Origin of the sequence: Paenibacillus agaridevorans, from assembly GCF_018604145.1 — a bacterium.
Taxonomy (GTDB): Bacteria; Bacillota; Bacilli; order Paenibacillales; family Paenibacillaceae; genus Pristimantibacillus; species Pristimantibacillus agaridevorans.
In genome coordinates this window covers 4,329,658-4,344,678 of the sequence record NZ_CP075889.1, presented here as the reverse complement: position 1 = coordinate 4,344,678, position 15,021 = coordinate 4,329,658, and the positions used below count along the sequence as shown (strand labels likewise).

Here is a 15,021-nt window from a genome sequence, read left to right as displayed (position 1 = left end):
GGGAGGCGTCTTACCATTTTGAAGGCTGTTTTTGGCGTCCGTGGCGATTATTATCCTAAAAAAATGACAAACGAATACAAACGCAGTCCATTGTGACCCCGCAAGGTTCAAAATATACTGGTAAAGAGAATGAAAGCGCTTTACTAAAATCTTTAACCAATGTCTTGATGCAAATTGGATTTCGATGAAAAAGCCTATTATGGAGGAGGAAACGATAACATGCGAAAAAGGAAATTCTTTAACGCGCCGATTAGTTTTCTGATTGCATTAACGCTTGTTTTTCAGGTTTTCGGCGGCATAGTGTTGCCCGGTACAACTGTCCAGGCAGCCGGTACGGATATCTATTCGACTGCGGCGAACCAAACGCTCGACCCGGACGATCCTTTGGACGTGGTGCTCACGAAGCCGTACAGAGGCCAGGCTGTAACCAAATCGGGAGCCACGGGCACCATTGCGATTGATCTGCCTTACGGCACGTTTTATCAGATGCTGCACCCGGTCGTCAACGCAGGCTCGACTGTCAAGGTTTATGAGGGCGACGGCGCCGAAATCGTCCGTCTTACCGGCATTAACAACGGCGATTACGAGCTGGGGCTAAAGGATCCGCAGGGGAATAGAGTAGTACCGGGCTGGACCGGAGGAACCTATTACCTTGACGTTGCAAACGGTCAAAACACAAGGAGATACACGATCACTGTAACCATACAGCCTTTATCGGATTTTACATTAACCCGAAGCGTGCAAGGCGGGGAAACCGAAGCCATTAATAAGCCGGGCGAACTGGTCGCGCCGATGAACATCCGCGCGAACGAGCACGGTATGGATACTTGGGGCTCCACTTATATCGGCTATGGGGACACCGGCTTAAACTCCATTGAGGCGCCAATGAAGCCGTCCTCATATAGCGGGAAAGACTGGTACGACTCGTTCTGGGGGCCGGATATCTACGTCCATACGGCGAACGACGTCAATAAATTCAAACCCGCCGGCGTTTCGAACGATCTGCCCAAGGATGACAGAGAGATTCCGCTCGCCTGGTACGGCGATAACATGTACGTGCAGACGATCGCCAAGGACAATTCCGACGGCAGGATTGACGCCTACGGGGTGGACGTAAAATACGACGGCACGATGACCAAGGCCGGTAAAATCTCCGGGTTTGACAAACTCCAGTCGGATATTATCCGTATCCACAAGTTTGACGCGCCTGCCGCAGCGTCCGGGCATGAGGATGGCGACCGCGGCGCGGCCAGCAGCACGACCCAGCGGCTTGAGATGAAAACCAACTACACGCCTGACAACGTCGTCGCCAATGACGGTCCGGGTACGATAACGACCCATTTCTGGCGGCTGCTGGTTCCCTCGGAAACCGTGAAGCGGCAGAAGCAGGTCGGCGCCAACGCCACAGGAACCTGGTCTCCCAACAACTACGGTTATATCTATCAGATCAAGGAAGCCAAAGGCAACGCCAACGGATCTCCGACTGTAGGTATCGGGCTTAGAGCAAACGGCACCCTGTCATTTGAACACAGTCGCAACAATTCGACGCCGAGCGGCATGCAATCCGCCGGAGGGATTAACACGGGCACCTTCCTTACACTGTCAAAAGAGGAATTCGTCGACCGCTGGATCGATATCGAGTTGACAACCGAAACGGCGGATTTCGGGCATCTCTACGTAAGGGTAACAGATACGGATACAGGCGAGCTGCTCGGAGAGGGATCGCTTAATGAAGCCGATATGTTAAGGCGCAACACGGAGCTGCAGCTTCCTGCGCCCAACACGTCCGGCCCCGGCCCTGTATACAGGGAAGGAAATTACAATACCCTGAAGGACGATCAGGGGAATAACGTCAATTTCGGGCGTTCCAAGTGGGGCATTTACGGCAGCTTCCCCGCCACCGGCACTGCCCGCCAAGAGTGGCAATCATCGACGATTTATATGGCGGACATCGCGATTATCAAGCGCGACCGGGATACATACGTGTTCCCGAACGGCTACAAGCCGACCGACAGGGATCTTAACCTGCGTATCATGGGCTGGGAGCATCAAAACCAGATGAAAGTGTCTTTGGGCACCAAGGTTACAGACTTAACGCTGAAGGACGAACTGGATGTCACCTTATCCAACGGCCATACCGTTAAAGTCCCGGTCAAGTGGGATACGTCCGGCTACAGGCCGACCGTCCCGGGCACCTACAGAATTTTAGGCGAGTTGCAGCCGTCGGAAGCATCAGGCATCACAATACCCGCCGCTCCCGACAATTATTATCCAGATTATTACAAGCCGTACTTCGAAATCAACAACTCCACGGTGCATGATTGGGGCAAGGCCGTGATGGGCGCGGATATCAAAATCGTTTCGCATAACGAGGAGGCCCCGAAGGGGAACGTCCTTGAGGAAGACCGCACCTCCATGACGACTTCGGAAGGATACGCTTTTTTCCAAAGCGGCTCTTCGTTTGAGCTGAACGCGGGCAGAACTCCTTGGCGCTATTGGGTTGCCCTGGATTTGGGCCGGCAAATTGATATTTCGCGCATCGAAATAGAATTTGGCACGATGGGTTCTCCCGGTCGTTCAAGGAACAGCTCCGCCTGGTGGACGAACGACGCGGAGGCCTATGAATCGCTTATAGAATCCTACAATAATTTCTATAACCCGCTAGACCCGGCGCTCGCGGCCGGACAACCGGAGCCGGATCGCCCGTATTATGAGGCTAACAACTGGCCGACGAAAAATCCTTTTGGCGTCGAAAATTTGGTGGGGTACAGCGGTTCATGGAACTATTTTGCAGGCAGCGGGCGCCAGCCTGCTAACGCCAATAGCCAAAGTACGTCCGCCGCATCAAATTGGGATCCATTAACCCAAGAGGCGTTAAAAGGCGGTACTCTCGGAACCAACTACACGCTTGGGCGCCGAGCAACCGATGTTCTGGCCAACAATGACGGCAAGCCGATTACGGCGCGGTATGTGATGGTCGTAAACGAGCTGAACTTCTTCTCGTCGGTCACCGGGCCGCCTGGGACAGTTAGCGGATCTTCGCCGGGCCCGATGCAATTTCTGGACTTCGCCGTCATTGGCGAGTTGCATGACGATCTCGCGGATTTGATGGTGCTGGAGACGCTGACGGTCGACGGCGTCCCGGTTGCAGAGTTCGAACCCGGCACCAAAAACTACACGTGGGATGTGGCGGCGTATCATCCGCTCCCGACAGTAGCGGCGACGCTCAGCTCGGATTCGATAGCCGCTGGCGCAAAGATTGACCTTATTCAAGCGACCGCCGAAGAAAAAACCGCAGTTGTGCGAATAAGTCGCACGGACGGAAAAGACGTGTTTTATCTTGTTAATCTTAATGAGGTCGAAATACCGGTCAATCAGATCATCGATGCGGCCAAAGCTGCGGTGGAAAGCACAACCTATAGGGCTGAACAGGCGGATGCAGCCGACATCGCTCAGGCGAAATCGGCAGTGGAAACGCTCATCGGCAGCCTGAATTTAAACGGCGTGACCGCAACGATTTCGGACGATACGTTTACGGCGGCGGTCGCGGGCACGGAGAGCGATGAGAGAGGAACGGACGGCAGCTATACCTTTACAGTAACCCTAAGCAAGGAAGGGGGTACGCCGCAAACAACGGTTACGCTGACATTGGCGATCACTGCGACGCCATACGCCACGTCCGTAACATCAGTGACCGTTTCACCTTCGACCGCAACGGTGCAGAAGGGCGGTACGAAGGCATTTACAGCGTCGGTTATAGGAACAAACAATCCGGCGCATACTGTTGCATGGACGATTGCGGGCAATGTTGCGCTTAACGCCGGCACAACAATCAGCTCTGACGGAATCGTTACGGTCAGCGCGGCAGAAACAGCTTCGACCATTACCATAACAGCGACGTCGACTGTTGATATCACCAAGAGCGGTACGGCAACGGTTACAGTTATCGTTGCTCCAACGCCGGATCCCGGCGCAAATAATGGCGGTCCGCCAAGCGGAACGGGGCCAACGCCTACTCCGACCTCTAGCCCAGTGCCTACTGTAACGCCTGCGCCAAGCACGACGCCGACGGTTAGTCGAACGTCAACTCAGCGGCAGAAGCAAATTGCGCAGGACGCTCCAAAAACGGATGCGGCTATTACGGTAGCCGGACCTGCCAGCACAATTACGCTAAGGAGCACAGAAGCGATGCAGCCGGTATCGTTAACGATTTCTCTCGCAGTTGCAGCTAAAGTTACGACATACGCGTATATGGAAAGCGATGGAACGGTCGTTCCCGTTCCTACGGTGATTGACCGCACGACAGGAGCCGTTATGTTGCTTGTAAGCAGGAACGGAGATTATTTCCCTGTCGCGGTAAACAAAAGATTCAACGATGTTGAATCATCGGCATGGTATGCAGGATCCGTTGAGCAGGCAGCAAACCGGCTTATTGTTTCCGGCTATAACAGCTTGTTCAGGCCGAACGACAGCGTTACCGTTGCCGAATCGATGGCCATGTTTATGCGCACTTTAGGTTTGGCTGTCAATCCTGACGTAATAACAACGACCAATGAATGGTTTGGCAAAACAATGGCAACGGCTGAAAGCAAGGGCTTAACGGAGGGGATAACAGCATCGCCGCCAAACAGCAATATTGCGCGAAAATCCGCCGTTCAAATTGCGGCTGCCGCGCTAAAGCTTGCCGGAGTAAATACAACCTTATCCAAGGCGGAGGTTAATGAATGGCTGGCGCCGTTTACAGATGTTGCAGCCTTGTCCGGATCGGAAAGGAATGCGCTCGCAGTAGGTGTGAAGTATAAAATATTCGCAGGCTACGGCGATGGAACCATACGTCCGGACGCGGAGTTGACTCGCGCGCAAATGGCGATTGTCGCCATTAATATTCAGAAACGATTACTGGACTTAAACATTCAAAAAACTTGATTCGATTGAACTGTGACCCATAAGAAGGACACTTTGAAAAAGGTGACCCTCTTGTGGGTCATTTGTGTTTGGCCATCCCTGTCACGAGAATGTAAGAAGTGGCGAGTATCATTCAGACTATAGTTTGAAAATGCAGGATGGGGTGGATCAGGATGAGTATTTTGCGAACGGTTGATTTAAGGAAGATCTATGGCAAGGAGCCCAATCAGGTGAAGGCGCTGGATGGCGTAAATATAGAGATCAAAGAGGGAGAGTTTGCGGCTATCGTCGGTACTTCGGGGAGCGGAAAATCCACGTTGTTGCACATGCTGGGCGGTCTGGATCGAGCGACTGGCGGACAGGTTATCGTGGACGGGAAGTCTATATTCGATATGAACGACGACGAGCTAACGGTATTTAGGCGCAGGAAGATCGGGTTTGTTTTTCAACATTACAACCTTGTTCCGATCCTTAATGTATATGAAAATATTGTGCTGCCGATTGAGCTGGACGGCAATACGATCGATAAATCGTATGTGGAGCATATTGTTAAAACGTTAGGTTTGGCGGGGAAGCTGGATAACTTGCCCGGTCATTTGTCCGGAGGACAGCAACAGAGGGTTGCTATTGCTCGCGCATTGGCCACGAAGCCCTCTATTATTCTGGCGGACGAACCTACCGGCAACCTGGATAGCCGTACAAGCCAGGAGGTCATCGGACTGCTCAAGGTAACGAGTAAACAATTTAATCAGACGATGGCGATGATTACGCATAGCGAAGAAATTGCCCAGCTTGCCGATACGATCATCCGCCTTGGCGACGGTAAGGTGGTTGGGGGGAAACAAGGATGATGTTTCCTAATTCCAATAAAAATATCATTAAAAAACTGACTCGCAAAAGCTTAAAAGCAAACCGGACAAGGAACCGTTACGTCATCTTGGCCGTCATTTTAACCACCTGGTTGCTCACAACGGTATTTACTCTTGGCATGAGTTTTATAAAAACCTTCGACATGCAGGAGATAAGAATGATTGGCACGACAGCGGATGTGGCATTATCCAATCCTTCACAAGAACAGATTGAACGGTTGAAGCAGCTTCCGTATGTGAGCCATGTAGGACTCGATACGAAAGTGGGCCAAGTGATCCCAACGCAAGAGATGGGTGATCTGGATATCAGTATGCACAGGTACGACGAGTCCGAATGGGACAAGATGAGAGCGCCTCTCCTGGGGAATAAAGTCAATACTTATCCGGAGAAGCGCAACGAAGTGATCGTTCCGACCTGGATATTGGACAAGTTAAATATCGCAGAGCCGACGATCGGGATGACTTTGCCTCTAACGTATCGAAGCGAAGCGGGGGAGAGCACGGAATCCTTCATTCTAAGCGGCTGGTATACGGATTATTCTCAACTGCGTTCAGGTAATGCCGGGGTCATTATTGTATCGCGTGAATTTGCCGAATCCGTAGGCGCGGGCTCTGGCGACAAGGGTTCAGTAGCTTCCATTGCATTTAAAGGCGGAAGCGGCATCGATCAAAACATGAGCAGGCTGGAACAGGACCTGAAGCTGCACGAAGATCAGAATTTGGCGAGCTACTCCAATACAGAAAGCCAGAACAGCTCGAAAATGGCAACCGCGCTGGGTATCGCCGGAATTATTGTGTTTATCATGTTTAGCGGATATTTGCTAATTTATAATGTGCTCTATATTTCTGTAGCTACAGACACAAAATTTTACGGGCTGTTAAAGACGATTGGGATGACGAGGAAACAGATTATAAAAATGGTGAACGGCCAAGCTGTCCGATTGGCGTGGATCGGGATACCGATAGGCGTTGCGGCAGGTATGATCACAGCATTAGTTGCGGTGCCGTTGGCGATTGAAGCCTTTACTTTGGATACGGAAGTCGAGATATCTTTTCATCCCGTTATCTATGCGGGAGCGGCGTTGTTCGCCTGGTTAACGACAATGGCCGGATGCAGGAAGCCGGCCCGAATTGCAGCAAAGATTTCCCCGGTCGAAGCCGCAAAGTATGTGAGGACGACAACGAAGAAGGGGAGACATGGCTCCAAACTATATCGAATGGCATTACGTAATATGTTCCGGGATAAAAAGCGGGCATTAACCGTATTCCTGTCGCTGTTTATAGGTCTCACTACTTTCCTGACGGTCAATACGCTTGTGCTAAGCATGAACACGGACAATTTTATTGCCAGCTATGTGGATAATGATTTTGAATTAGTGAACAAGACGGTCGATTTCGGATATCAAGGGGAGCAAAAACAGAAATTGTCGGAGGAGTTGGCGGAGTCCGTTCGGCAAATGAGCGGGATTACGGACGTCAGAAAAACGTATATCGATAGAGGAGGAAGTCTCGGTTATACGCCCGAAGTGTTTGGTAAGTTCGTCGATGATATCGTTATGAGATACGGGATGGAACGACCCACGGACGAGCAATTAAAGGATTCGGGCATGTTCTGGTCCGTGCTGATCGGGATCGATACCAAATATGTAACCGAACTAAACAAAAGTCTCGAAACACCCATTGATGTCGAACGATTCGAGAAAGGCGAGATTGCCCTGCTGAGCGCAAGTGAAGAGCTTTTTAACAGGGGGGGATCGCTTTCCGTTAAACTTCAAGGAGACGGGTGTTGAGCGGGAGCTTGAGATAGGCGGCTTTGTAAGCCCGCAATTTCAGGTTTCATTCGGCGGGCTGGCGCCTAATGTGTACGTCAGTCATAACGCTTTTAAGCAAATCATTAACGATCCGCTTTTGTATAAAATGAACATCCAGGCCGAGAAGAGCGGGCATGAGCGAATTCAGGAGCAATTGGAGGCCTTGATTGCAGGCGACCGTGAAATTGAGCTGACATCAAAGCTGCAATGGGCGGAGAAAATGGAGTCTGCCAAGATCATCTTCTACATTCTAGGAGGAGCTATTACGCTGATTCTTGCCGCTATCGGCATTCTCAACTTCATCAGTACCATGCTAACGAGCGTTGTGGTACGCAAGCATGAGTTTGCAATGATGGAAAGCATCGGGATGACGAAACGCCAATTGCGGAAAATGCTGCTGCTCGAAGGAACAGGTTATGGAGTTATATCAACGTTGCTGATTATTTCGTTAGGGTCATTGATTAGCTATGGTGCTTATTATGTGTTTAGTCAAGAAGCCGATTATGCCATCTTTACGTACCCAACGCTTCCTTTGCTGATCGCGCTGGTGTTTGTGTTCGCAGCTTGCCTAAGCGTGCCGATTATCGCTTATAATAGATCAAAGAAGATGAGTATCGTGGAACGTTTGAGAGAAGCGAGTTAAAGAATAAGAGGAGGTGAACGTCATGGCGAGGATTCTCATTGTCGAAGACGATCGGCTATTAAATGAAGGACTGGCTTATGCGCTTGGGAATGAAAACTACGATATTTTATCTGCTTTCTCAAGTGAAGAGGGGTTGATCGCCTATCGCGGCCATGAGGTTCATCTCATTATTCTTGATATTAACTTGCCCGATAAAAGCGGTATGGAGTTGTGTAAGGAAATTCGCCAAATCTCGACGGTCCCCATTCTATTTTTAACTGCCAAAGATACAGAGCAGGATATGATCGCGGGTTTCGAATCCGGCGCGGATGATTATATCGCGAAGCCATTTAGCATGGCGGTGTTAAGCCAGCGAATTAAGGCGATTCTTCGCAGAGGCGGGAGAGAAGAAAATCCGCAGTTGTTTTCTTATAAGGATTTAATCATCCATTATGATAAGATGAAGGTGTATAAACATAACCGGGAGATTAAGCTGACCACAACGGAATTCAAACTTTTAACGATCCTTTCCCGACATAACAAGATGGTGCTAACCCGGCAGATGATACTCGAAAAGTTATGGGATCTGGATGGGATCTTCGTGGATGAAAATACGCTAAGCGTAAATATCAAAAGATTGCGTAATAAAATTGAAGATGATCCGAAACAAAACGTCTATATCAAGACTGTTTTTGGCATCGGATATACTTGGGGGAGTGAAGGTTGAGAAGCTCCTTTACCCGAATTATCATCGCTAGCTCGGCGCTGTATGCAATCGCATGCGGCCTATTTATTTTTTTATTAATGCAATATGAGGCCAGTCCGGCCATTATTGCGCTGTCGGTTCTTTTCGTTTTGGCGGCGGCTGGCATATTTACGGGTTTTATGCTGGGTATTCGAAATCAAATGTCCTCGATCCTATCCAAGCTTTCGTTAACGATTCAATCTATTATCGATAGACAGGACAACGAATTGTTCCCCGTTTCAGAAGATAATCTGTTGTCCAAGCTGCAGGAGCAAGTGCTTAAGCTATCGGGAATTTTAAGGATGCAGAAGCAGCGGTATAAAGAGGAAAGCGAGGAAGTAAAATCGCTCATCTCGGATATTGCCCACCAGTTGAAAACGCCGCTAGCCAACTTGACTATCTACAATGGTTTGTTAATGGATAGCGGGTTGACTACGGATAAGCGTCAGGAGTTTACTCGAATTTTGTTAAGCCAAACGGAAAAGCTGACGTGGTTAATGGATAATCTGATCAAGATGTCCCGGCTTGAGAGCGGCATTATTAAGATCCAAACGGGGAAGCACGATATTGGCCAAACGGTTTTTGCCGCAATCAAACAAATGTATCCTCACGCAGAGAAGAAGAACGTAGAAATTCAATTTAGCGGCGAGCAAAGGATCGAATTGCAGCATGATGTAAAATGGACCGGAGAAGCCATCGTAAACGTGCTGGACAACGCCGTAAAATATACGGATGAAGCGGGCGTCATCAAAGTTTCGCTTCAAAAATACGAGATGTTCGCGAGAATTGATATCGAAGATAACGGCAAGGGCATACCGGAGCATGAAATAAGCCAAATCTTTAAACGATTTTATCGCGGAGCCGATGTCACTGATACACACGGAGTGGGAATTGGCCTATATTTGACCAGGAAAATCATTACGGAGCAAGGCGGCTATATAAAGGTGAGCTCGGAATGGGGCAAAGGGAGTATGTTTTCGATCTTTCTTCCAGTTAGCGACAGCATATTGGTCGACTGATACAAATGGAGCTGCCCTGGAAAATCTGTGAAGACGGACTTTCCAGGGCAGCCCCTGCTTGTTAGCTTGATAAGGACAAACGTACAACCTCACACGTTTCTCTAGGCGTTTCTTGATTCATCGACAGCTTGGATAAATTGCTTGGCGTTGTCCCGTATTTGATCCCATTGGCCGGATGCGATAGCTTGGAAATTCACCAATGAACCGCCAACGCCAACGCCGGAACAGCCGACGCGCAGAAACTCGCCGAGGTTGCCCGCGTGAACGCCGCCAACCGCTACCATGGGAATATGATTGAGAGGACCCATCAATTCCTTGAAGTATCCGAGGCCCAAGCTTGCTCCCGGAAAAATTTTAACCGCCGTGGCGCCGGCCTTCCAAGCCCGGACAACCTCTGTTGGCGTCATGGCCCCCGGGAAAATCGCTTTTCCGTGCTCCACTGCATATCGGATCACGCTTTCATCGGTATTCGGCGTCACGAAAAAGTCCGCTCCGGCGTCAAGCGCCCGCTTGGCATCGTCCGAATCCAGCACCGTGCCGGCCCCGATATACATGCGCTCCCCGAACTTCATTTGAAGCGACTGAATCATCCCCTCCGCCCCGGGCGTGTTCAAAGTAATCTCCATGACTCGGATGCCGCCGTCCAGCAGCGCCTGAGCGAGATCCTCTGCATCCTTGCTCTCTATGCCCCGAACAATAGCAATAATTTTCGTCTGCTCAAGCAGCTCCAGGCCAGTCTTTTTTTCCATCGCGTTAACCTCCATCGGGTTCATCATTTTGTTGGGGTGATTTACGATTCCCCTCCGCTTGCTATTTTGAACTTTTATCAGTACAGTTACTATTATAATAATAAAACTTGTTATAAAGGAAGGTCCTTATGAGAACATTAGAGCTAACCTTGCAAGAAGCGTTGGAAATATGCAAAGCATTATCCCATGAGCACCGGATGGAAATTGTGAGGATTTTGAGTGAAGGACCGCTAAATGTCAATGAAATAGCCGATCGAATGGAGCTTCCTTTCTCAACGGCCGCAGTTAACATTAAGAAACTGGAGGATGCGGGCATCATCTCGACGGAGATTGTTCCGGGACGTGGCAGCCAGAAAGTCAATTCCAAAAAGTATGACCGGATTATTATCAATTTGACGGACAGGGGAAAGCAGGAAGAGAATTCCTTTATCGTCGAGCTTCCGATCGGCGATTTTGTCCATTGCGATATACAGCCTACCTGCGGTTTGTTGAGCGAAGAGGGCATCCTGCTGGTCCAGGACGATCCGCGCTCTTTCTATGAGCCGGAGCGCAAGCGAGCACAGCTCTTATGGTTCCGTTCGGGTTATGTGGAATACCATTTTCCCAACCGCATCCCGTATGGAACGCAAGTAGAGGAGCTGGAGCTTTCGCTTGAGCTGTGCTCGGAAGCGCCCTATCATAAGCTGGATTGGCCGTCCGATATTACTTGCTGGGTAAACGGCATTGAGGTCGGAACGTGGACATCGCCGGGCGATTTCGGCGGCGAACGCGGGTTTCTGACACCTTCGTGGTGGAGGACGATGAATACGCAATACGGCTTGCTAAAGAGTTGGAGAATCAGCGGCGAAGGCAGCTTTATCGACGGGGTGCCGATCTCTCCAGTAACTGTCGACGAGCTTGCGATGCTGGACAAACCCTATATTTCCGTGAGATTAGGCGTAAAAAAGAACGCGGCGAACGTTGGAGGAATCAATATTTTTGGACGCAAGTTCGGCAATTACGAGCAGGATTTTTTGATGAAAATCAAATACAGCCCGAGACGAGCAAGGAGCTGATGCTTCTTGCTCTATTTATTTTCCTTATTTTATTATTATAATAATACTTGAAATAAAACGACAAATGATGTAATAATAAAGATACAGATTTTATATTGCACAATTGAGAGGGGATCGGTATGAAAAAGTTAAGCGCTTTGGTTTTGAGTTCTGTATTAATAGCGGGAACATTGGCGGGTTGCGGTAAAGAGGCTGAGAAAGCCCCAAATGAAGGCGGTTCCACACAAGCGCCGGCAGCAGCTCCAGTGGAGCTTAAATATTGGGCTCCATTTAGCGGCGGGGATGGCGACTTTATGAAGGAGCTTGTTACCAAATTCAATAGCAGCCACGAAGACATTCAAGTGGAAATTTTGAACTTGAAGGCTGAAGAATATTACACCAAGCTTCAAACGAGCATCGTCTCGAATCAGGCTCCCGACATCGCGATCGCGCATGCTTCCAAATTGTCGGAGTTGACGGAGGGCGGCTTGATCCATGAGATTGGCGATGTTGCCAAAGAAGCCGGCATTGACTGGAGCACCTACAGCGAGAACATCTTGAACGCAACTGTGCTCGACGGCAAAAATTATGCCGTGCCGCTGGATACTCACGCATTGATTCTGTATGCCAACGAGACATTGGTACAAGAGGCAGGCCTTGTAAACGCCGAAGGCAAGCTGGAGCTTGAAGGCGGACAAGAAGGATTTATGAAGACGCTGCAAGATCTTAAAGGCAAACTGCCGGAAGGCGTATTCCCGGTAGCTGCAACTTCGAACGGCGACTCTCCGCTGCGTATCTGGTGGACATTGTATTCCCAGATGAACGGCAAGCTCTTGAGCGATGATGCCAAGACGGCTGCATTTAACAATGAACAAGGGAAACAAGCGCTTGTCTACATGAACCAAATGGTAAATGAAGACCTGTGGCCAAAAAACACGAAAAACGGCGGCGAAATCTTTACGGCCAACAAGGGCGCGCTTATGTTTAACGGCGGCTGGATGACAGGATCGATGGAGCAGAACGAGAACCTCAAGTTTATCGCGCTGCCTATTCCTCAGCTATTCGAACGGAAAGCGACATGGGGCGATTCGCATACCTTCGTCCTTCCTAACCAGAAGAGCCAGGATGCCGCGAAACAGGCAGCGGCGCTGAAGTTTGCGGATTGGGTCGCTTCCAACGCGGGCGTGTGGGCGCAAGCCGGCCATGTGCCAAGTAAACCTGCGGTAGTGAACTCGGATGAATTTAAAGCGCTGAAATACAGGAGCGATTATGTTGAAATTGCCGATTATGTCAGCTATATGCCGAACTCCCCTAAGATTACGGCCGTACAAGATATCTTTAAAAAACATCTGAATGTCATGATGAACGGACAGGCGACGCCGGAAGAGACTCTTGAACGCGCCGAGAAGGAAATCAACGAACTGCTTGCCAAATAATGCAAGGTTGACTAGTAGGGTGTCTGGGTGATGATCCAGGCACTCTGCTTTTGAGAGGAGGTTTCGCCGAAATGAAATTACGACTGGGATCGAAGGGCGAAAACATTGCGGGTTACTTGTTTCTACTCCCCTTTTTGATTATCTATTCGATGTTTATGCTGTATCCGATTGTGAGAGGATTTGTGACCAGCTTTCATAAGGTCTCGATCTCGATGGAATCCACCTTTACAGGCTTGTCCAATTACGCGGAGATGATACGCGACAAGTATTTTTGGGAGGCGCTCTGGAATACGTTCTACTTTGTTCTGATTTCGACCCCGACGCTCATTATTGTCGGACTAAGCCTTGCCTTGATCGTAAATGCGAACCTGAAGGGCACGACGTTTCTCAGGTCGGTATATTTCTTGCCTTTTGTATTGTCGATTTCGGTTATTTCGAGTATTTGGGTGTTTATTCTACAACCGTATACGGGGTTGCTTAATACCTTTCTTCATAAAATGGGCGTGGTGTCGGAAATCTTTTGGCTGGATGAGCCTACGCTCGCATGGATATCCATTCTTATCGCTACGGTATGGTGGACGGTAGGCTTTAATATGGTTCTGTTCCTCGCGGGCCTTCAGGAAATTCCGGAGGATCTGTACGAGGCGGCAAGAATCGACGGTGCGGGAGCCTGGAGACAATTGGTGTCCATCACATTGCCGTCGCTGAAAAATGTGATGCTGCTTACCGTTGTTTTACAGACGATATCTTCATTTAAGCTCTTTGGACAGACGTATCTGATGACCAAGGGCGGGCCTGGAACATCGACGAGAACGCTCGTGCAATATATATACGAAAAAGGTTTTATCGAACGCGATATGGGCACAGCCTCCGCCATGTCCTATGTTCTCTTTGTAGTCACCATCATATTTGCTTTAATTCAGTTTAAGTTTTTTACTAATAAAGATTAGCCGCAGATGAATGAAGAAGGAGGGATACCTGATGACTAACAGCTTGCGCAGAATGAGCATCGGCCGTCTGATCCTCTATGTGCTCGGCTTCGGACTGGCCGTTATATGGCTGGCCCCCCTGGTGTGGATGATTGTTACGGCCGTTAAACCTGCCGGCAGTGCGGTCACGGTGATGAGCGAGTTGTTTAAAGCGCCGTTTACACTGGACAACTACAAATACGTGTTAGGGAATGCATCTGTCTGGAGTTGGACTTTAAACAGCACGCTGGTCGCTCTTGTCGTAACCGTGCTTACGCTGCTGATCAATTCCCTGGCGGCTTTTGCGTTGTCACGGATACGTTTTATAGGCAAACAACTGATTTTCTGGCTGGTTCTAATGGGACTAATGGTTCCGATAGAAGCGAAAATCATACCGCTATTCCAAATTATGGTCGACCTTAATCTTATCAATTCCTACCCTGCGTTAATTCTGCCCAGCTTGGCGGCACCTTTGGGCGTATTTATTCTAAAACAGTTTTATGACGGAATTCCGAAGGACCTGGTGGAAGCGGCGAAAATCGATGGAGCAGGACTGCTGCGGATCTACTGGAGCTTATTCCTCCCGCTGTCCCGATCCTCCATGGCGGCCTTGGCGATATTTACCTTCGTCACCTCCTGGAACAATTACCTGTGGCCGTTCCTGGCTGTAACGGAAGAGAAGATGATGACGCTGCCTGTTGGAATTCCTACATTCCAAAGCGCTTATACGGCGGAATTAATTATACCGATGGCAGCCAATGTGCTTGCCAGCCTGCCGGCTATCCTTGCGTTTATTCTATTCCAGAAGCACATCATTAAGGGCATCACGATGACCGGAATTAAGTAAGGCGAGGAGAGAGAGA

Annotated in this window: 11 protein-coding genes; 10 read left to right on the top strand and 1 reads right to left on the bottom strand. The window is 49.5% G+C overall.

All coding sequences use genetic code 11. The annotated features are described in order from the left end of the window. Window positions 1–219: 219 nt before the first annotated feature. The 6 genes from KJW29_RS18075 to KJW29_RS18050 all read left to right on the top strand — a co-directional run bounded on the left by KJW29_RS18075 (window position 220) and on the right by KJW29_RS18050 (window position 9,971). A complete protein-coding gene (locus tag KJW29_RS18075) occupies window positions 220–4,926 on the top strand; it encodes an S-layer homology domain-containing protein (RefSeq protein ID WP_214630846.1) in 4,707 nt (1,568 codons plus the stop codon). A gap of 152 nt (window positions 4,927–5,078) precedes the next feature. Further along, the gene (locus KJW29_RS18070; RefSeq protein WP_214630845.1) at window positions 5,079–5,756 is read left to right on the top strand and encodes an ABC transporter ATP-binding protein; all 678 of its coding nucleotides are present in this window, start codon (window positions 5,079–5,081) and stop codon (window positions 5,754–5,756) included. Further along, window positions 5,753–7,564 (top strand): ABC transporter permease, encoded by a 1,812-nt coding sequence (locus tag KJW29_RS18065; protein ID WP_214630844.1) that lies wholly within the window; start codon window positions 5,753–5,755, stop codon window positions 7,562–7,564. The genes KJW29_RS18070 and KJW29_RS18065 overlap by 4 nt, the downstream gene beginning before the upstream one ends. Continuing rightward, the gene (locus tag KJW29_RS18060) at window positions 7,503–8,228 is read left to right on the top strand and encodes an ABC transporter permease (RefSeq protein WP_214630843.1); all 726 of its coding nucleotides are present in this window, start codon (window positions 7,503–7,505) and stop codon (window positions 8,226–8,228) included. The genes KJW29_RS18065 and KJW29_RS18060 overlap by 62 nt, the downstream gene beginning before the upstream one ends. A gap of 22 nt (window positions 8,229–8,250) precedes the next feature. Further along, the gene (locus tag KJW29_RS18055; RefSeq protein WP_214630842.1) at window positions 8,251–8,934 is read left to right on the top strand and encodes a response regulator transcription factor; all 684 of its coding nucleotides are present in this window, start codon (window positions 8,251–8,253) and stop codon (window positions 8,932–8,934) included. Next, on the top strand, window positions 8,931–9,971 hold the full coding sequence (locus KJW29_RS18050; protein WP_214630841.1) for a sensor histidine kinase: 1,041 nt from the start codon (window positions 8,931–8,933) through the stop codon (window positions 9,969–9,971). The genes KJW29_RS18055 and KJW29_RS18050 overlap by 4 nt, the downstream gene beginning before the upstream one ends. A 101-nt stretch (window positions 9,972–10,072) precedes the next feature. Here the strand turns inward: KJW29_RS18050 and KJW29_RS18045 are convergent, their stop codons facing one another. Continuing rightward, a complete protein-coding gene (locus KJW29_RS18045) occupies window positions 10,073–10,720 on the bottom strand; it encodes a bifunctional 4-hydroxy-2-oxoglutarate aldolase/2-dehydro-3-deoxy-phosphogluconate aldolase (protein ID WP_214630840.1) in 648 nt (215 codons plus the stop codon). A gap of 128 nt (window positions 10,721–10,848) precedes the next feature. On the opposite strand from KJW29_RS18045, the gene KJW29_RS18040 reads away from it, so the two are divergent. From KJW29_RS18040 to KJW29_RS18025, 4 genes are all read left to right on the top strand, one after another. Next, window positions 10,849–11,775, top strand: a complete 927-nt coding sequence (locus KJW29_RS18040; protein ID WP_214630839.1) for an ArsR/SmtB family transcription factor — start codon at window positions 10,849–10,851, stop codon at window positions 11,773–11,775. Window positions 11,776–11,894: 119 nt separating this feature from the next. After that, window positions 11,895–13,190, top strand: a complete 1,296-nt coding sequence (locus tag KJW29_RS18035) for an extracellular solute-binding protein (protein ID WP_214630838.1) — start codon at window positions 11,895–11,897, stop codon at window positions 13,188–13,190. Between the two features lie 71 nt (window positions 13,191–13,261). Beyond that, entirely contained in the window at window positions 13,262–14,140 is an 879-nt protein-coding gene (locus KJW29_RS18030; protein WP_214630837.1) for a carbohydrate ABC transporter permease, read from the top strand. Window positions 14,141–14,171: 31 nt separating this feature from the next. Next, window positions 14,172–15,005 carry a carbohydrate ABC transporter permease gene (locus KJW29_RS18025; protein WP_246608767.1) on the top strand — a complete coding sequence of 278 codons (834 nt, stop codon included), beginning with the start codon at window positions 14,172–14,174 and terminating at the stop codon, window positions 15,003–15,005. The last annotated feature ends 16 nt before the right edge of the window (window positions 15,006–15,021 follow it).